This window comes from Providencia sp. PROV032, assembly GCF_028484875.1.
GTDB lineage: Bacteria > Pseudomonadota > Gammaproteobacteria > Enterobacterales > Enterobacteriaceae > Providencia > Providencia rettgeri_E.
The window spans coordinates 81953-100582 of record NZ_JAMPSX010000005.1 but is presented as its reverse complement, the minus strand read 5'-3'; the positions used below and the strand labels follow the sequence as shown (position 1 = coordinate 100582).

General features: G+C 42.7%; 14 protein-coding genes. 4 read left to right on the top strand and 10 right to left on the bottom strand.

The window, feature by feature from the left end; translation table 11 throughout:
- The first annotated feature begins 31 nt into the window (after window positions 1–31).
- Together PSF42_RS05450 and ftsP are read left to right on the top strand one after the other, a co-directional pair.
- Window positions 32–766, top strand: coding sequence for a 1-acylglycerol-3-phosphate O-acyltransferase (locus PSF42_RS05450; RefSeq protein WP_125890330.1), 735 nt, complete (start codon window positions 32–34; stop codon window positions 764–766).
- Window positions 767–1119: 353 nt separating this feature from the next.
- Window positions 1120–2535, top strand: coding sequence for a cell division protein FtsP (gene ftsP, locus PSF42_RS05445; protein WP_272679597.1), 1416 nt, complete (start codon window positions 1120–1122; stop codon window positions 2533–2535).
- Window positions 2536–2606: 71 nt separating this feature from the next.
- Here ftsP and PSF42_RS05440 read toward each other — a convergent pair whose 3' ends face one another.
- A complete protein-coding gene (locus PSF42_RS05440; RefSeq protein ID WP_272679596.1) occupies window positions 2607–3221 on the bottom strand; it encodes a LysE family translocator in 615 nt (204 codons plus the stop codon).
- 236 nt (window positions 3222–3457) lie between these two features.
- On the opposite strand from PSF42_RS05440, the gene folA reads away from it, so the two are divergent.
- On the top strand, window positions 3458–3952 hold the full coding sequence (folA, locus tag PSF42_RS05435; protein WP_125890327.1) for a type 3 dihydrofolate reductase: 495 nt from the start codon (window positions 3458–3460) through the stop codon (window positions 3950–3952).
- A 73-nt stretch (window positions 3953–4025) separates the two neighbouring features.
- Here folA and apaH read toward each other — a convergent pair whose 3' ends face one another.
- The 6 genes from apaH to lptD all read right to left on the bottom strand — a co-directional run bounded on the left by apaH (window position 4026) and on the right by lptD (window position 10852).
- Complete coding sequence (apaH, locus tag PSF42_RS05430) at window positions 4026–4853, bottom strand: bis(5'-nucleosyl)-tetraphosphatase (symmetrical) ApaH (RefSeq protein WP_125890326.1); 828 nt, start codon at window positions 4851–4853, stop codon at window positions 4026–4028.
- A gap of 2 nt (window positions 4854–4855) precedes the next feature.
- The gene (apaG, locus tag PSF42_RS05425; protein ID WP_004257676.1) at window positions 4856–5233 is read right to left on the bottom strand and encodes a Co2+/Mg2+ efflux protein ApaG; all 378 of its coding nucleotides are present in this window, start codon (window positions 5231–5233) and stop codon (window positions 4856–4858) included.
- Between the two features lie 18 nt (window positions 5234–5251).
- On the bottom strand, window positions 5252–6061 hold the full coding sequence (gene rsmA / locus PSF42_RS05420) for a 16S rRNA (adenine(1518)-N(6)/adenine(1519)-N(6))-dimethyltransferase RsmA (RefSeq protein ID WP_004257672.1): 810 nt from the start codon (window positions 6059–6061) through the stop codon (window positions 5252–5254).
- On the bottom strand, window positions 6058–7050 hold the full coding sequence (gene pdxA, locus PSF42_RS05415; RefSeq protein ID WP_272679646.1) for a 4-hydroxythreonine-4-phosphate dehydrogenase PdxA: 993 nt from the start codon (window positions 7048–7050) through the stop codon (window positions 6058–6060). Before pdxA ends, rsmA begins: the two co-directional genes overlap by 4 nt.
- Window positions 7034–8353 carry a peptidylprolyl isomerase SurA gene (surA, locus tag PSF42_RS05410; RefSeq protein ID WP_125890325.1) on the bottom strand — a complete coding sequence of 440 codons (1320 nt, stop codon included), beginning with the start codon at window positions 8351–8353 and terminating at the stop codon, window positions 7034–7036. Before surA ends, pdxA begins: the two co-directional genes overlap by 17 nt.
- Before the next feature lie 126 nt (window positions 8354–8479).
- A complete protein-coding gene (gene lptD / locus PSF42_RS05405; protein ID WP_185746836.1) occupies window positions 8480–10852 on the bottom strand; it encodes an LPS assembly protein LptD in 2373 nt (790 codons plus the stop codon).
- 181 nt (window positions 10853–11033) lie between these two features.
- Between lptD and djlA the strand changes: the two genes are divergently transcribed.
- Complete coding sequence (gene djlA, locus PSF42_RS05400; protein ID WP_004908636.1) at window positions 11034–11849, top strand: co-chaperone DjlA; 816 nt, start codon at window positions 11034–11036, stop codon at window positions 11847–11849.
- Window positions 11850–12156: 307 nt separating this feature from the next.
- On the opposite strand, the gene rluA is transcribed toward djlA, so the two are convergent.
- From rluA to PSF42_RS05385, 3 genes are all read right to left on the bottom strand, one after another.
- Window positions 12157–12810 (bottom strand): bifunctional tRNA pseudouridine(32) synthase/23S rRNA pseudouridine(746) synthase RluA, encoded by a 654-nt coding sequence (rluA, locus tag PSF42_RS05395; RefSeq protein ID WP_140171583.1) that lies wholly within the window; start codon window positions 12808–12810, stop codon window positions 12157–12159.
- A 136-nt stretch (window positions 12811–12946) separates the two neighbouring features.
- Window positions 12947–15853 (bottom strand): RNA polymerase-associated protein RapA, encoded by a 2907-nt coding sequence (gene rapA, locus PSF42_RS05390; protein ID WP_272679595.1) that lies wholly within the window; start codon window positions 15851–15853, stop codon window positions 12947–12949.
- Between the two features lie 379 nt (window positions 15854–16232).
- The gene (locus PSF42_RS05385) at window positions 16233–18584 is read right to left on the bottom strand and encodes a DNA polymerase II (protein WP_272679594.1); all 2352 of its coding nucleotides are present in this window, start codon (window positions 18582–18584) and stop codon (window positions 16233–16235) included.
- Window positions 18585–18630: the final 46 nt, after the last annotated feature.

The following is an 18630-nucleotide window of genomic DNA, read 5'->3' as shown; positions in this document are numbered from 1 at the left end:
GCTGAAAAGTCTCTTACAATTTGGGGTTAGTATGTTAGCGCTTATTAGAGCGATCATTGTTATTATTTATACGATTGCAGTATGTATAGGGGGCGGGATCTATTGCCTATTTAGCCCACGTAACCCAAAACACGTAATGACATTTGGTCACATGTTTGGGCGGCTATCCGTCGTTTTTGGGATTAACATCATCAATCGCGTCCCTGAGAAAGCGAAGCGCTATGGCCCGAGTATTTATATTGGTAATCACCAAAACAATTATGACATGGTGACTATGTCGAATGGGGTGCAACCTAGAACGGTAACTGTGGGTAAAAAAAGCTTGGTTTATATACCCTTTTTTGGCTTTTTGTACTGGATCACGGGTAATATTTTAATTGACCGTGCTAATCGTTCTAAAGCTCATAACACAATCACGCAGGTTGCTGACCAGATTAAAAAACGTAAAATTTCGGTATGGATGTTCCCCGAAGGCACTCGCAGTCGTGGCCGTGGTTTACTGCCATTTAAAACGGGGGCATTTCATGCCGCGATTGCCGCAGGGGTACCGATTGTGCCTGTTTGCGTTTCGAGTACACAAGGTAAAATTAAGTTAAACCGTTGGAATAACGGTAGTGTCATTATTGAAATGTTAGACCCGATCGATACATCGCGTTATAGTCGAGAGCAAGTGAGGGAATTATCTGAACATTGCCATGCTTTAATGGAAGCAAAAATTAAAGAACTCGATCTCGAGGTTGAAGAAATGGCAAAGCAAGGGAAATAACCCTAACTAATTGAATTTATTTTAAAAATAGGCAATATGTAAATATTGCCTATTTTTTTAGGTTGAACACAGAATACACCGACTTGATTATCGTCTACTCTTCTTATCTTCCCTTTTTAATTACTTACCTTACTATTTATAATTCTATTAATTAAATTTTTACATATTAGATAGATATTTTTAGAATTTAGCCTTTTTTCGCGATATCATGGCTCACAAATTATTATGGTCTTAAGTTGTTGCATCTAAGTAGTTATATTACTAGCGCCAACCTGAAATTAGCCATCTTATTGGCTGAAAATTTATAATATTAAATAATAAAATGCGCTGGAATTTTGTTTAGCGGAGAATTTATGTCATTCAATCGATGCCAAACCCTGATAGCGGCAGGGATGGCTCTATGTTTGTCTTATGCACCTATTTATGCGAGTGCAGAAGGGGCGACAGTTTTACCGGTGCCACCGTTATTAGAATCACGGTCGGGACAGCCATTATTTTTAACATTACAAAAAATTCATTGGTCTTTTGATGGAAAATATTCGGCTGATATTTGGGGAGTAAATGGTTCTTCCCCTGGGCCGACAGTCAAAGTAAAAAATGGTGATGATATTAAACTGATTTATAGTAATCGCTTACCTGAAGCGGTTTCGATGACAATCAGTGGGTTGCAAATACCAGGAACACAAATTGGTGGAGCGGCAAGGTTAATTTCACCTAATGCAGACTGGTCTCCGGTGATCCCAATACGCCAAAACGCGGCAACGCTTTGGTATCATGCCAACACTCAAGGAAAAATGGGTGAACAAGTCTATAATGGCTTATTGGGTATGTGGATCATTGAAGATGACGTGACGAAAAATTTGCGCTTACCTAAACATTATGGTGTCGATGATTTTCCTATCATTATTCAAGATAAGCGTTTGGATAATTTTGGCACCCCTGAATACAAAGCAAATGAACATGGATTTTTAGGCGATACATTACTTGTAAACGGTGTGCAAAATCCTTATGTTGAGGTTTCTCGAGGATGGGTGCGTTTACGGTTATTAAATGCGTCGAACTCCCGTCATTATGTAATGAAAATCAGTGATGGGCGCCCATTTTCGTTAATTGCGTCAGACCAAGGTTTGCTAACCGTTCCTGTGAGTGTTCAGGAACTGCCATTAGCACCGGGTGAACGACGAGAAGTCTTGATTGATATGGCGAAAACGCAGGAGTTAACGATTACTGCGGGTGAGTCGGCTACCTTTATGGACCGTTTAAAAGGGCTATTTGAGCCATCGAACAGTTTAATTTCAACTAATGTATTAACCATCAAAGCGACAGGTTTGATGTCATTGGTAACAGATGGCTTACCGACACAATTAGTTGAAGATAAAACGCAAGTCACATCCAGTATCACACAACGTAATATTCATCTTAATGATGGCTTCGGTATTAATAATGCGACCATTGATACAAACAGGGTTGATTTCTCAAGTCGCCAAGGTAACTGGGAACGTTGGGTGGTGACGACGAATGAACCGCAAGCGTTTCATATTGAAGGCGTGCGCTTTAAGGTGCTAAATCGCAATGGCAAGCCAACACCGCCAGAAGATTATGGTTGGAAAGATACGGTGTGGGTTGATGGCCGAGTCGAATTATTAGTACAAATGATGCAACCGTCCTATAACCATTTTCCATTCTTATTCTATAGTCATAATTTAGAGAAGGCGGATTTAGGCTCGGCAGGGCAAATGGTGGTTGCACCGCAAGACACCATGCAATGATAGTCATTATAACAATATTGAATATTCAAAAAGCAGGCGTTTAGCCTGCTTTTTGATGAGGGCGAATAAAGTTAGCTCAGCGCAACACGAATACCGAAAGCGATTAATACCACGCCAAGGACTCTATCAACATATTTTTGTATTTTTGCTAGGCCTTTTCTTACAGGGGCGCTTTGGATTAAGAAAACTAAAATCGGCCAATAGATAACGGCTAATCCCCAAATAATAAAGGCAAACCACAGCTTCTCACCGACAGTAGAATTAATATCGAGTACTTGGGTAAAGACCGCTAAAAAGAACAACGTGGCTTTGGGATTTAATACATTACAGAGAAAACCTTGCATAAAGGCTTTTTTAAATGAAACCACTTCATGTTTACCCGTTGCTAAATCAACGAAGTGGCTTGATTGTGGGAGTAAACTTTTAATACCGATCCAAACCAAATAGGCCGCACCTGCATATTTTAAAATATTAAATAGCCAAGGAGTGGTCGTGATTAACACAGCAAGACCAGCAACGCAGTAAGACATATGCAGAGCGATCGCGACTATCACACCACATGCAGACATTAATGCCGCAGAGCGTTGGTAGCGAGCTGAGTTTTTGACAATTAAAAAGAAGTCAGGCCCTGGAGAAAGCATACCGAGTGCAGCGATGGTCGCAACCATAATACTCGTTTCGTACATGTTATAATCTCTTTTCCCGTTTAATGTTGGCAAATAAAAATGACCGGCTAAATACTCACATTTAGGCTGATATTAGAGGGGGCATTTTGTTTTTAAATGTTATTTTTAGTCGTAAGTTTATCAATTCGAGTATAAGTGATTCAAAGCTGTTTAAGGAAGCTTAAATTTAGTCGACGAAACAATTCTCTTTCCGTATAGTGTGCTCAATTTTTATATCTTGTTTCTAAGGTGAATAGATGAATATTAGCTTAATCGCAGCAATGGCGATCGATCAGGTTATCGGCATGGAAAAAGCGATGCCTTGGAATTTACCGGGGGACCTTGCGTGGTTCAAACGAAATACGCTAAATAAACCGGTTATTATGGGGCGTGTTACTTACGAATCAATTGGGCGCCCATTACCACAACGTGTAAACATTGTATTAAGCAGTGCGCCTGGGACTGATTCTGATGTTATTTGGGTCACTTCAATTGAAGAGGCATTGGCGGCGGCACAAGCCGTTGAAGGTAATGATGAAGTTATGGTCATTGGTGGTGGCAAAATTTACCAGCAGTTCTTGCCACTTGCGAACAAGCTTTACTTGACGCACGTAGATGCCGAAGTTATCGGAGATACCCATTTTCCAGCTTATGAGCCCGATGAGTGGGATTCTATCTTTACGGAATATCATGAAGCTGACGAAAACAATACCCATGGTTATTGTTTTGAGATCCTAACCAAAAGAGCATAACTTTTGGTGTGAGTACAAAAATGGCGCTTAATGGCGCCATTTTGTTATAACTTGTGGTTAACCATACAAAAAACTATTCTTTGCGGCTTTTCTGATATGACTTTTGTCGGTGATATTGTTTGGTTTCCCAATGGAATAGCGTTAAATCTCCTCCCCAACAGCATCCTGTATCTAAAGCATAGACGTTATCGGGGGTGCATTTCCCTTCGAGCGAGGCCCAGTGGCCAAAAAATACCGAATAATCATCGGGAATTTGGCTTGGTAGATCAAACCAGGGTTTTAGTGGAGCCGGCGCTTTTTTCGGGTTTTCCTTACAAATCATATCTAACTGCCCGTTCGGGAAACAGTAGCGCAAACGTGTTAACGCATTAGTACTAAAACGCAAACGCGCTAGCCCCATTAAGCTTTCAGACCAGTTATTTGGCATGTCACCATACATGGAGTCGATGAATAATGGATAGGCATCACTAGACAGCACCGCTTCAACATCTCTTGCACACATGCGTGCCGTTTCGAGATCCCATTGTGGTGTTATACCTGCATGAGTCATCAAGATCTTTTTTTCTTCATCAATTTGTAATAAAGGCTGACGACGTAACCAGTTGATCAGTTCGTCAAGATCCGGTGCATGTAATAACTCATCGAGGTGATCTTTGGGTTTATTACGGCTGATTTTACAGTAAATCCCTAACAAATGGAGGTCATGGTTACCAAGCACTAAACGAGCGGCAGAACCAAGGCTTTTTACATAGCGTAAAACTTGCAGTGATTGAGTTCCGCGGGCAATGAGATCACCAGTTAACCATAATGTGTCTTTGGTTGGATCAAAATGGACACTTTCCATCAAGTCACGGAGCTCATGATAACAACCGTGAATATCACCTACTAAATATGTCGACATAATTAATTAATCAGTGTTGGGATAGCAAGACGAAAAGCTGGGATATCAACGTGGAAACTGTCCCCTTGTGTGCTTATCATCACATAATAACCTTCCATCGTACCCATTGGTGTTTCAAGGATTGCGCCACTGGTATAACGATATTCTTTTCCTGGTGGAATAAGGGGTTGTTCACCCACTACACCTTCACCTTGAACTTCGGTTTTATGGCCATCACTGTTAGTAATGAGCCAATAGCGGCTCATTAGTTGGATAGGCTCTCGCCCTAAATTACGAATGCATATTGTGTAAGCAAACACATATCGCGCAATATCGGGTTGAGATTGGCTTTCTATATAGACACTCTGAACTTGGATGCTTACATTTGGCTCATTAAGCATAGTGCCTCCTTCAACTGACTATTCTGAACGGTTAGAGAGATAGTTTGCCATTTTACAATATTGTTCAACAGAAATATTTTCTGCTCGGGTGCTTAAGTCAATACCCAGTTCGGTTAGCTCTTCAACACTGAATAAGTCCCCTAAACTGTTACGGATCGTTTTACGGCGTTGGTTGAAAGCTTGTGTGGTAATACGACTTAAAAATTTAATATCTTTTACCGGGTATGGATTTTCGCGGTGAGGGATCAACCTAACAATGGCAGAATCCACTTTTGGTGCTGGTGTAAATGCGGTTGGTGGTACTTCCAACACAGGCACCACGTTGCAATAATATTGCGCCATAACACTCAAGCGTCCAAAGGCTTTGCTGCCTGGACCTGCAACTAGACGATTCACCACTTCTTTTTGTAACATGAAATTCATGTCAGAAATAGAATTGGTGAATGTGAATAAGTGAAACATTAATGGTGTGGAGATGTTGTAAGGCAAGTTACCAAAGACGCGCAGAGGCTGGCCTGCTTGTTTGGCTAATTCACCAAAATCCACGGTCATTGCATCTTGCTGAATGATAGTTAATTTGTCTTTTAGTTGAGGATGAACGTGTAAACGCGCGGCAAGGTCACGGTCAAGTTCAACGACAGTCATTTTATCGATTCGGCTACCGACTGGTTCGGTTAAAGCACCTAAGCCGGGACCAATCTCTACAATGGACTGACCCGGTAGCGGGTTCATGGCATCAACGATGCTGTCGATAATAAATTGGTCAGTTAAAAAGTTCTGCCCGAAGCGTTTGCGGGCAAAATGCCCCTGATGGACTCGATTATTCATGTATTCTTAGATGTCATTTGGATAGCTAACTTTAATGCGGTGATAAAACTTCCCGCATCTGCATGACCCGTACCTGCGAGTTCAAGAGCTGTCCCATGGTCGACTGAGGTACGGATAAAAGGCAGGCCGAGAGTGATATTCACCGCTCTGCCAAAACCTTGGTATTTTAACACAGGAAGGCCCTGATCGTGATACATTGCTAACACTGCATCTGCATGGTCTAAATACTTAGCTTGAAATAGGGTATCCGCAGGCAATGGCCCAATCAAATTTATTCCTTTTGTACGTAGGCTTTCAAGTGCGGGTTCTATCGTATCAATTTCTTCGGTACCCATATGGCCGCCTTCCCCTGCATGCGGATTTAAACCACAAACATAGATGGCCGGTTTTTCAATACCAAATTTGGTTTGTAAATCATGGTGCAAAATGGTGATGACTTCATGAAGGCTTTGTTGGGTAATAGCGTCCGACACGTCTTTGAGTGGCAGATGTGTCGTGGCTAATGCAACACGCAGTTCCTCGGTAGCTAGCATCATAACAACGCGTTCACAGCCACTTCGTTGTGCAAAAAATTCTGTGTGGCCACTGAATGACATGCCTGCATCATTAATAATCCCTTTATGTACGGGACCTGTAACAAGCGCTGAAAATTCACCATTTAAACAGCCATCACATGCTTTTGCTAAGCTCTCCACAACATATTGGCCATTATCAACGTTGAGTTCACCTGCTTTTGCTACCGCTGCCAACTGAACTGGTAGAACGGATAAGTGACCTGTAGGCTGTACTTGACCAATTGAATTGGGGGAGTATTCAATTAATGTCAGAGGCAAATTTAGCGCTTTGGCACGTTGGCGTAATAAATCAGGATCGGCACAAGCAACCAACTCAACAGGCCATTGCTGTTGAGCTAGCTGAATAAGTAGGTCTGGACCAACCCCGGCTGGCTCGCCGGGGGTGATAACAATAGGCTTAATTTGTTTTTTCATCTGTAGATTGGCTGTCACGTCCATCAACCATTTTCACGTAAGCGGAAGCGCGTTGTTCTTGCATCCAGCTTTGTGCTTCTTCGTTAAATTTACGGTTAAACAGTAAACGGTAAGCTTGATCTTTTTGCGCCGCATCTGTTTTATCAACGTTACGAGTGTCTTCTAATTGAATTAAGTGCCAACCAAAATTTGATTGAACAGGCTGACTGAGTTCGCCTTTATTCAGTCTCATTAATGCATCACGGAAAGCTGGGTCATAGACATCAGGCATATTCCAACCTAATTCACCGCCTTTTAACGCACTGCCTGGGTCTTCAGAATTTTCTTTTGCAGCATCTTCAAATGAGATTTTGCCTGAACGAATTTCCTGAGCAATTTGAGTTAGTTTTTGTCTTGCTTGTGCATCATCCATAATTGGAGATGACTTAATCAAGATGTGGCGCGCTTTCACTTCAGTGACAGAAATAGGTTGGCTGCCACCACTGACATCGTTAACACGTAAAATATGGTAGCCGACACCGGAACGAATTGGGCCTGCAATATCGCCTTTTTTCGCATTTTTCAGTTGCTCAGCAAAGACAACGGGTAATTCTTGTAGGCGTGACCAACCCATATTACCGCCTTTCAGCGCTTGCGGGTCTGCGGAATAAGCGATAGCTAATTTACCGAAATCTCCACCTTTTTTCAGTTCAGCTAAAATTTTGTCCACTAATGCTTCAGCGGTTTTTAGCTGCTCTTGTGTTGGGTTTTCAGATAATGGGATCAAAATATGGCTTAAATTCACGCCCATTTCGTAATTTGCTTGTGAGCTCATTTGCTCAGCAAGAGAATCAACTTCTTGAGGTAAAATGGTAACACGGCGGCGAACTTCATTGTTACGCACTTCAGCAATCAGCATCTCTTTACGAATTTCGCTACGATACTGATTCATATTGATGCCATCTGCGGTTAAACGTTGTTGCATTTGCTGCAGTGTTAAACCGTTTTGACGAGCGATATCAGTAATAGTTGCGTCCACAGCTTCATCTGGAATATTGATTTGCATTTGGCTAGCCATTTGCAAAATGATGTTATCCATAACGAGACGCTCAAGGATCTGATGACGCAGAGTTTGATCATCAGGCACCTGTTGACGTGCGTTCTGAGCATTCAGTTTTACCGTGTTGATCATATTCTGGACGTCACTTTCCAGCACAACACCGTTGTTGACGACCGCAGCCACTTTATCCATTTGCTGAGGCGCAGCCAAAGCAGTGGAGCTTGCGAACATCAGTCCCAGAATAAGCGTTCTCCAATTCTTCATAATGGTCCTATAAATATTGACTTTGATTCCGCAAAAGCGGGCTAATCTCTTTTTACTCGTCCTATTTCAAGTTGCAGCGTTGTTGACTGCACCTCGAATTATTTAGAGTAAATTATGTTATTTTTATCAGAAAGCACGCTGATAAGGCATAATGCCACTTTCTAACATTTTCTGACTACCTAAACTATGATTGTTATTTAGGCCTCTAAGTTCCACATTGATTGACCATTTATTGTCATATTCACTACTGAACTTCTCTTTTTGCCAACCAACTATCTTACGTTCATAGCCAAGATTGACCGCCCAGCAGCAAGTATTGTATTGCAAACCAACCAGTTGGCTAGCAGGTTGCTGTTGTTTGGTATCATAATAATATGATCCTACAAAGCCCCAACGTTCGCTTAATGGCCAACTCATGACAGCACCCACTTGTGAAATACCACGTTGGTATTCAGGAAGTGTATAGGTATAGCCGCCATTCGCAGTATCTTCTCGGCGGAAGGTCGCTTGAATATAATCGCGGTCAACGAAACGGTAGTTCAACTGAACTAAACGATCGGCATCTAAACGGTATTCTGCAACCGCATTCCCCATGGTGACATTACCGAGACGGCGGTCATATTGTAAACCACCCCGTAAGCCCCAGTTATCATCAATTCGCCACATAGAGTCAGTGGCCCACAATAATGAACCCGTGTTGCTTTTATCATCAATAGGGCGATTTGAATCACCTGCACGCGGGCGTTCAAAGTAATAAATTTGACCCACGGAGAAATTAAAGCGTTCTGCTAAAGTATCGTCATAAACACGTGTCGTAACACCGGTGGTGAATTGGTTTGCAGAGGCAATACGGTCAAGGCCACTGTAAATTCGGTCACGGAATAAGCCGCTATAGTCTGATTGCAATAATGAAGAGTCAAAGTTATTGATATTATCTTGATCTTTATACGGAATATATAAATATTGGACGCGTGGCTCTAGTGTCTGAACGAAATCGCTGCCTTGGAAAAGGTCTCGTTCGAAGACAACTTTTGCATCGCTTTTAAACATAGGCAGAACGCGCGTAACATTTTTTTCTAAGCTTTTATCCGTATTCGAGCGAGGGATATCTTGGTCGTAATGAGTCGCATACAATTTGATGCTGTTATTCATATTCGCCCAGCCATTAGATAATGGCAGATTCACTTCAGGCTCAATGTGTAAACGAGTTGCATCTGGGTTATTTTTCCCCACACTCGTAAAACGAGCCGCTTGTGCGTATGTATGCACATCAAAGGCGCCTAAATTATTTTTATAATAATTGAAATCTACTTGTGGCTCTGCTTTATAAGCACGTTTGTTAGGGTTATCTGCAAAAATTTGGAATTGTTTGTGAGTGACTTTCGCATTCCAGTTTGTATCGGAATAACCTGCACTGAATTTTTGCGTGGCGTAGCCATCTGTAGTGTTACCATACTGGGAACTAAAGTCTGTAAAGTAGCTAGGGTCGCTTACTTTGGTATAGTCAGAGTTAAAATTCCAGTGCCCTGCATAAGTTCCTGAATGGCGCCAGTAGAACAACCAACGGTCATCGCTATCACGAGCTTCACGCTTACCACGTTCTTTGTCTTTGATATAAGCTCTGTCACGATTCAGATAATCAAAGGCCACGGTGCCTGTACCTGGCGCGATAAGGTAGCGGAATTCATTATTTAATTTTACACCACGGTGGGTCATAAATTGAGGTGTGATCGTGGCATCATAGTTTGGCGCAATATTCCAGTAGTAGGGTAATGAAAACTCTAGCCCATCGTTACTTGAATAGCTCCCAGTCGGAATTAAGAAACCAGAACGACGTTTATTACCAATCGGTAATTGCATATACGGACTATAGAAAATAGGCACGTCACCCACTTTAAAACGTGCATGCCAGATCTCAGCGACTTCTTCTTCGCGGTCGATAATCACTTCGGAACCCGCAACGCTCCAGCTATTATTGCCGGGTAAACAGGTCGTGAATGTGCCGTTTTCCATAATAGAATAACGGTTTTCACCCCGCATTTTCATTTTTGTCGCGTCACCACGTCCCTGACGGCCTACCATCATGTAGTTACCATCATTCACATCCGTGTTTTTATTATCTAAATTAGACCACGCAGAAGGGCCTTTTAAGATAATTTGTGGGTCATCGTAGTGAACATTACCTGTCGCGGTGACTTCACGGACGGGGAGTTCCCCGGCTGTTTCTGTTTGCGTGAGTTTAACCTTATCAGCGGTTAATGTTTGGTTCCCTTGTTGAATATCAACATTACCTTCATATTCAACAAAATTAGGGTATTCACCACGGACATCTTCAGCGGTAATGTGAATCGGCAGGCTGTTAGGGTCACCTTTTACAATCGGTTTTGTGTAAACAGGGACACCCAGCATACACTGCTGTGCAAGGTCAGCATGCGCTTGCTGACTATAAATTGCCGCCCATACCATGGTGGCGAGTAGTGTTGGATAGCTTTTTTTCATCATTAAATATGGGGTTCCGTCATCATTGGCATCGCCAGCAAACGCTCAAAGACTAACTTAGCCAACCACTTTGCGCCAGTATAATGTAAGAAACTTTACGCGCGGGTAGTTATGCATAGAGCTGAATGAATAGTATGATAATGCAAAATTGCATTTTGAGCATTGAAGAATTGAGGGATATATGCACTATTGGGGCAAAATTATTGGCGTTATACTCGCAATCGTCTCTGGATTAGGCTTTTGGGGGGCGCTAGTTGGGTTAATTATTGGGCATGGTTTTGATAAAGCATCGATCCAACGTAAATTTGCAGGGCGAATGAATAAGCGAGATCGCCAAATCATTTTCTTTGCGAGTACTTTCCAAATTTTGGGGCATTTAACGAAGTCCAAAGGCCGTGTAACCGAGACAGACATTCAGCTTGCGACCAATTTAATGGACAGAATGCAATTACACGGAGAAACACGAAAAGCGGCTCAACAGGCGTTTAGAGAAGGCAAATCACCTAACTTTCCTCTACGTGATGTACTAAAACAATTACGTATGGCCTGCTATGGTCGTTTTGATTTGATTCAGATGTTTCTGGAAATTCAATTACAAGCTGCTTTTGCCGATGGACAATTACATCCGAACGAACGAAAAGTACTGTTTATCATTGCAGAAGAACTAGGGATTTCTAAGGTTCAGTTTGAACAGTTCTTGGATATGATCCAAAGTGGTCGCCAATTTGGCCAAGGGTACTCTCAGCAGCAATCAGGCGGCTATTATCAGCAATCGAATGGCCCAACCCTTGAAGATGCTTGTAAAGTGCTTGGTGTGTCTCCTAGTGATGACCCAACAAAAATTAAGCGTGCTTATCGTAAATTGATGAGCGAACATCACCCCGATAAACTGGTTGCGAAAGGTTTACCGCCAGAAATGATGGAAATAGCGAAGCAAAAAGCGCAATCAATCCAAGCGGCCTATGACTTAGTCAAGAAGGAGCTCGGCTTCAAATAAATTTCCCCGTCATATTTCGCGCCGCAGCGTTGTTGGCTGCGCTCGCGCACCCTAGTCACATACTACTGTATGCTCCTAGGGATTTGCTCTCTTGCCGCCTAGCTGCAACACGAACTATTTAGGGGAAATCAGGCTAACGAAAAAAAAACAAAAAATCTCGCTTTGTTATCTTCATTCATGAACCCTAGTCATGTAGTTATCTATGCGCCTAGGGATTTGCTCTCTTGCCGCCTAGCTGCAACACGAACTATTTAGGGGGATGGTAGGGGGAAGGGAAAATTAATCAAACGATCAAATAAATCTAGCATTAAAAATCCGGTGGGCAGGTAAAATGCATTGGTGTGCCATATTCAGGGTGGGTGATATATAACTCCTGAGCATGTAACTGTAAGCGAGGGGCGAGCGCTTTGGCCTCATCGTGAGCATAAAAGCGATCACCAAGAATAGGGTGGCCTAAAGCTAACATATGGACTCTCAATTGGTGAGAGCGGCCTGTAATTGGTGACAGTTTCACGCGAGTGGCTTGTTCTTCATATTGTAAAACTTGGTATTCAGTTTGTGCCGATTTACCCGTTTCAAAGCACACCTTTTGCTTAGGGCGGTTTGGCCAATCACAAATCAGCGGTAGATCAATCAAACCTTCTTCTTTTTCTAAATGGCCCCAAACACGAGCAATATAGACTTTTTTAGGCTCACGCTCCCTAAATTGGCGTTTAAGCTCTCGCTCAGCCTTTTTGTGTAGTGCCACAACCATGACACCACTTGTCGCCATATCTAAGCGATGTACAGATTCAGCTACGGGAAAATCACGCTGAACACGGCTCATAATGCTGTCGTGGTGCTCAGGGGCTTTTCCGGGCACAGAAAGTAGCCCACTAGGCTTATTCACCGCAATAATATGGTCATCTTGGTATAGCACATGCAGCCAAGGTTCAACGGAGGGATGGTAGGGTTCCATCATAAGGTATATCGCTCCCAAAGCTCTTAAAATAAATTCTCCCTCTAATGAGGGAGAAATTGGTAATGATTTTAAGCTACGCTCATCATAATTTAAACAGCTAATAATAAGTGCATGAATGGTTTAGCACGTAATACGCTTATTGATGAGTCACCACAACTAAACGGATGGCATCTAGGCGCCATGTAGCTTGGTCGATATTGGTCATCAGTTTTTGGCGCTCTTCTTCAATGATCTCAAGCTCTTCATCACGGATATTGGGGTTGACCGCTTTGAGTGCTTCTAAACGAGAAAGTTCCAGCGTCAGTGCCTTATCTGCCGCTTCTTTTGCATTTTCTATCAATGCTTTGGCTTCTTTCTCGATCATCGGTTCTGATAAGCGTAATACCGAATGAACTTCATTTTGTACGGCATTGACCAATTTGCTCGCCATATGGCGATTAATGGCATTTAATTGGCGGTTAAAACTTTCAAACTCAACTTGAGATGATAAGTTATTACCTTTTAAATCAACTAATAAGCGTACTGGTGTTGCAGGTAAGAACCGGCTAATTTGCAGGTTTTTAGGTGCTTGCGCTTCCACAACGTAAATGAGTTCAGTCAATAAGGTGCCAACAGGTAATGCTTTGTTTTTTAACAAAGAAACTGCGCAGCTGCCAGTATCGCCAGATAACACTAAATCTAAACCATTACGAATAATTGGGTGCTCCCAGCTGATAAATTGCGTGTCTTCACGGGAAAGCGCTTGCTCTCTATCAAATGTGATGGTGCAACCATCTTGAGGAAGCCCTGGGAAATCAGGGACTAACATATGGTCTGAAGGCGTTAGGATAATCAAGTTATCACTTTTATCTTCTTGATTAATACCCACGATATCAAAAAGATTAAGTGCAAAGTTGACCAATTCGGTATCGTTATCACCCTCGCCAATTTCTTCAGCTAATTGATTACCCGACTCGCCACCGTTTGAATGCATTTCAAGTAAGCGGTCACGGCCTTGTTCTAATTGTAATTTCAAGCTGTCATGTTCAGCACGGCAGGTTTTAATAAAATCATCAAAACCTTCAGTGACTGTCGGTTCAGCCATAAATTGTAGCAATGGTTGGTAGTATTTATCGTAGATAGCGCGACCGGTTGGGCAGGTATGTTCAAAGGCATCTAAGCCTTCGTGATACCAGCGGATCAGCACCGCTTGCGCAGTCTGTTCTAAATAAGGCACATGGATGCTGATATCACGGCTTTGGCCAATACGGTCTAAACGGCCAATACGCTGTTCCAGCAGATCAGGGTTGAATGGCAGGTCAAACATTACTAATTGATTAGCAAATTGGAAGTTACGTCCTTCAGAGCCGATTTCAGAACACAATAGCACCTGCGCCCCTTCTTCTTGAGAAGCGAAATAGGCAGCTGCTCGGTCACGCTCTAATAACGATAACCCTTCATGGAACACGGCAGCACGAATCGCTTCGCGCTCGCGTAAAACTTGTTCTAATTGTAGAGCAGTTGCGGCTTTCGCGCAGATCACTAGCACTTTTTCATGACGGTTAGCAGTCAAAAAGCCCATTAACCATTCAACACGTGGGTCAAAGTTCCACCAAGTGGCGTTTTCACCTTCAAACTCTTGGTAAATTTGTTCTGGATAGAGCATCTCTTTTGCACGTGTTTCAACGTCTTTTTTACTACCCATAATACCGGCCACTTTAATTGCGGTTTGGTATTGGCTGGGTAATGGCATTTTTAATGAGTGCAATTCACGACGCGGGAAGCCTTTCACGCCATTACGGGTATTTCTGAATAACAGGCGGCTTGTTCCGTGCCTGTCCATCAACATGTTGATCAGTTCTTGGCGAGCAGCATGGCCGTCTTCACTCTCAACATTAGCCGCTTTTAGCAGCGGTTCGATATCTTGTTCTTTGATTAGCTCATTAAGTAAATTTTGCTGGTCACTCGTGAGTTTATCACCCGACAGTAACAGTGAAACTGCATCAGCGACCGGACGGTAGTTTTCTTGCTCAGCAATAAAGTCTTGGTAATCATGGAAACGGCTAGGGTCAAGCAAACGCAGGCGGGCGAAGTGGCTTTCTTGGCCAAGTTGCTCTGGTGTTGCCGTTAATAGCAAAATAGACGGGATATTTTCGGCTAATGTTTCAATGACTTGATATTCGCGGCTCGGGGCTGTTTCGCTCCACTGTAAGTGGTGAGCTTCATCGACAACCATCATGTCCCAGCCAGCTTCAACTAATTGGTCAAAACGCTGCTTATTGCGGCGGACGAAATCCAGTGAACAGAGAACAAGTTGTTCTGTTTCAAATGGATTGTCGCTGTCATGTAGTGCTTCGCTATAGCGGCTATCATCAAACAATGAAAAACGTAGGTTAAAGCGGCGTAGCATTTCAACCAGCCATTGGTGCTGCAAGCTATCAGGAACGATAACTAAGACACGTTCAGCACGGCCTGCCATTAATTGCTGGTGGATAATCATTCCTGCTTCAATGGTTTTACCTAAACCCACCTCGTCAGCGAGTAATACGCGCGGGTGGTGGCGTTTTCCCACTTCATTGGCAATATGTAATTGGTGTGGGATCAAGCTTGCACGAATGCCGCGTAAGCCAGTCGCTTGGTGTTTGACTTGCTCGCTTTGAAATTTGCGTGCACGAAAGCGCAAAGCAAAACGATCCATACGGTCAATTTGCCCAGCAAATAAACGATCTTGCGGTTTATTGAATGTGAGCTTGCTGTCAAGGAACACTTCTCTAAGGCTCACACCGGTTTCTTGCGTGTCTAAGCGTGTGCCGATGTAAGTCAATAATCCTTTATCTTCTTCAATGCTTTCAACTTGAAGTTGCCAGCCTTCGTGGCTGGTAATGGTATCACCTTCATTAAACATCACTCGGGTAATAGGGGCATCACTACTAGAGTAAAGGCGGTTTTCGCCACTAGCAGGGAAAAGCAGCGTTACCATACGGGCATCAATTGCCACGATGGCACCTAATCCAAGTTCGCTTTCTGTATCGCTGATCCAGCGTTGACCAAGAGTAAATGGCATAGATTTAACTTAATTCCATAAAATTGAGAGTTTATTTTTTAGATTTTTTAAGACAATTTTTATCAGTGTCTTCGCCCAGTGTTGGTGTAACGCATTAGCTAGTTACACAAGGAAGAGTTCGAATTATTTTAAAAACAGTCGTTACCTGATGATTAATTATACACATTTAATCATTCAAATTGCAGCAAAGTAAGCATCAAGACGTTTGCTGGGCTTGTGGCCAAGACAATAAGTAATGTCTATTTGAATTATAACGGGTATTGTTGATTATCACGCATAATTTGTGTAGCCAGACGTGCGAGATATCAAAGGGGCGATATATTAATTCAACCGAGGGCTATCGTCACCTGTTAAAAAAGCATCAAAGGTGGAATAAATTTTAAAACAAAAGGGTGATTTGCCCAGTTAGCAGGGTATCAAAGTCATCTTGTAAGAAAGGTAAGATGGCATCGGCTATTGGCTTGATTTGCTTAGCGATATAATGTTCGTAATCTGGTTTTGCTGTGATGATTTCTAGCGGTTCAGGCCCCGCTTGAGTGATAATATAGTTTATCCAACCACCATTTTGGTACTGCAAAGGACGCTGTAATTTTAAATTATAATCATCAGCGGTACGAGCGGCTCGAACATGGGGGGGAACATTTTTTTGGTAATCAGTCAATTTTCGGCGCAGACGCTTTCGGTAAACTAAACGGTCATCATATTGGCCTGAACGAATATTTTGTACATATTCACGAATATATTCACGGTAAGGTTGGCGATAAAAAATACGAGTATAGAGCTCTTTTTGGAATATTTGTGCTAATGGGGTCCTGTCTGAGCGAATGGTTTCCAGCCCTCGAAACACCATGGTGTCTTTACTCAGCCCTGCATAGCGCTTTTTGCTCCCCATTTCAGCACCACGCACGGTTGGCATTAAAAATCGGCGGTAATGGGTCTCATATTCGAGCTCTAAAACCCCCTCTAATTGCCACTCTTCTGATAAATGCTTTTTCCACCAACTATTCACGTAATCACGTAAAGCAAAACCAATTTTTTGGGCTTGCTCTTCAGTGTGGGCATCACGTAACCACACAAACGTGGAGTCGGTGTCCCCATAAATAACCTGATAACCCTGTGACTCAATCAAACGTTTGGTTGTACGCATGATTTCATGTCCGCGCATGGTGATTGATGCAGTTAGCCTTGGGTCAAAAAAACGACAACCTTCAGCCCCAAGTACCCCAGCGAATGCGTTCATAATAATTTTCAACGCTTGGGATAGCGGTGCATTATGTTCTTTTTTGGCTTTATCCCGTTCTTGCCAGATATGGCTGACAATATCGGGTAAACAGTGGGTTGTGCGAGAAAACCAAGCTTGGCGAAAACCGGGAACAGAATGTTCAAGGTCTGGATGCGCTAATCCTTCAATCATACCCGCCGGATCGATGAGAAAAGTTCTAATAATTGAAGGATATAGGCTTTTGTAATCCAAAACTAATACGGAGTCATATAGCCCGGGTTGAGAGTCCATGACAAAGCCACCGGGGTTGAGTTGCATTTTTTGCTCTGTGAGGTTTGGCGCAACGAAACCAAGGCGGTGCAATCGTGGGATATATAAATGAGAAAATGCGGCAACTGAGCCCCCCATTCGATCGACAGGCAACCCTGTCACCGTTGAACGCTCCTGCAAAAACGCCATTAAATCAGTTTTTTCAAAGATCCGATGAACTAAAATACAGTCTTGAATATTGTAATGTGCCAAGGCCGGTTTATCGTGAGCAAAGCGACGGTTTATTTCATCCATTCGATCATAAGGGGTATCTATGGCTTTGCCCTCACCAAGTAGCGTTTGGGCGACAAACTCTAAGCTAAATGAGGAAAAACTCCATGTCGCGGCTTTTAATGCATCGATACCATCAATAATTAATCGGCCTTCAGCAGCAGCAAAAAATACTCCTTGTTTAAAGCCATGCTCTCGCCATTCCAGTTTTTTGCTTTGCCGACCAAACAATAAGGGGATGCCATAACGCTCTGCATGCTTTTGTAAGACTTGTAGGTCGAATTGGATTAGGTTCCAACCGATGATAGCATCAGGGTCGTATTGCTGAAGCCATTCATTGAGCTTATGAAGCAATTGTAGGCGGCTATTCACATAGATTAATCGATGTTCAGTGCTCAATGCAGGTCCTTGCTCAGGCCCTAACATAAATACCACGTTGTCACCGCAGCCAGACAACCCTATCGAATAGAGCTCACCATGTTGACTGGTTTCGATATCAAGGGAAACGGCTTTGACTAAAGGGCGATAACCTTCGCAAGGTTTTAGTTGGAACTCCCCTTGGGGATCCCGAGAGAACCAGACAGAAGCTGCGATAAAGCGTTCCATTAAATAGCGTTCACTTGGACGAATATCGGTTTCTAATAATTCCACACCCAATTCGTGGCAACTTTTTTCAAGGTTCTGTAATTGTCGATATTGGTGGCAATAAATTGCATAGACTTTTTCGCGTTTAAAATCAATTAATTCAAGGAGCCGATAGGTAATGCTGGGTTGTTCATCTAATAGATGTTTTACTTGAGGAAATTGAGATTCAGCTAAAAAACCAATCGCTTTTTGATAGGGGACAGTAACTTTTTGAGGTTGGTTATCAGTGAGTAGCCAATAAGAGACCTCAACACCGTGACGGGTGTCTTTCCAGTGACGGCTAAGAATAAAGCCTCTTTCCACTGAGCGGATGAGTTGGGTCATTAGGCTACTCGCATAAAACTCGCATAAAAATAGTTACGATAAATAT

Coding starts and splice junctions, on each gene's coding strand:
- PSF42_RS05450 (WP_125890330.1), top strand. CDS start 32: ATGTTAGCGCTTATTAGAGCGATCATTGTTATTATTTATACGATTGCA.
- ftsP (WP_272679597.1), top strand. CDS start 1,120: ATGTCATTCAATCGATGCCAAACCCTGATAGCGGCAGGGATGGCTCTA.
- PSF42_RS05440 (WP_272679596.1), bottom strand. CDS start 3,221: ATGTACGAAACGAGTATTATGGTTGCGACCATCGCTGCACTCGGTATG.
- folA (WP_125890327.1), top strand. CDS start 3,458: ATGAATATTAGCTTAATCGCAGCAATGGCGATCGATCAGGTTATCGGC.
- apaH (WP_125890326.1), bottom strand. CDS start 4,853: ATGTCGACATATTTAGTAGGTGATATTCACGGTTGTTATCATGAGCTC.
- apaG (WP_004257676.1), bottom strand. CDS start 5,233: ATGCTTAATGAGCCAAATGTAAGCATCCAAGTTCAGAGTGTCTATATA.
- rsmA (WP_004257672.1), bottom strand. CDS start 6,061: ATGAATAATCGAGTCCATCAGGGGCATTTTGCCCGCAAACGCTTCGGG.
- pdxA (WP_272679646.1), bottom strand. CDS start 7,050: ATGAAAAAACAAATTAAGCCTATTGTTATCACCCCCGGCGAGCCAGCC.
- surA (WP_125890325.1), bottom strand. CDS start 8,353: ATGAAGAATTGGAGAACGCTTATTCTGGGACTGATGTTCGCAAGCTCC.
- lptD (WP_185746836.1), bottom strand. CDS start 10,852: ATGAAAAAAAGCTATCCAACACTACTCGCCACCATGGTATGGGCGGCA.
- djlA (WP_004908636.1), top strand. CDS start 11,034: ATGCACTATTGGGGCAAAATTATTGGCGTTATACTCGCAATCGTCTCT.
- rluA (WP_140171583.1), bottom strand. CDS start 12,810: ATGATGGAACCCTACCATCCCTCCGTTGAACCTTGGCTGCATGTGCTA.
- rapA (WP_272679595.1), bottom strand. CDS start 15,853: ATGCCATTTACTCTTGGTCAACGCTGGATCAGCGATACAGAAAGCGAA.
- PSF42_RS05385 (WP_272679594.1), bottom strand. CDS start 18,584: ATGACCCAACTCATCCGCTCAGTGGAAAGAGGCTTTATTCTTAGCCGT.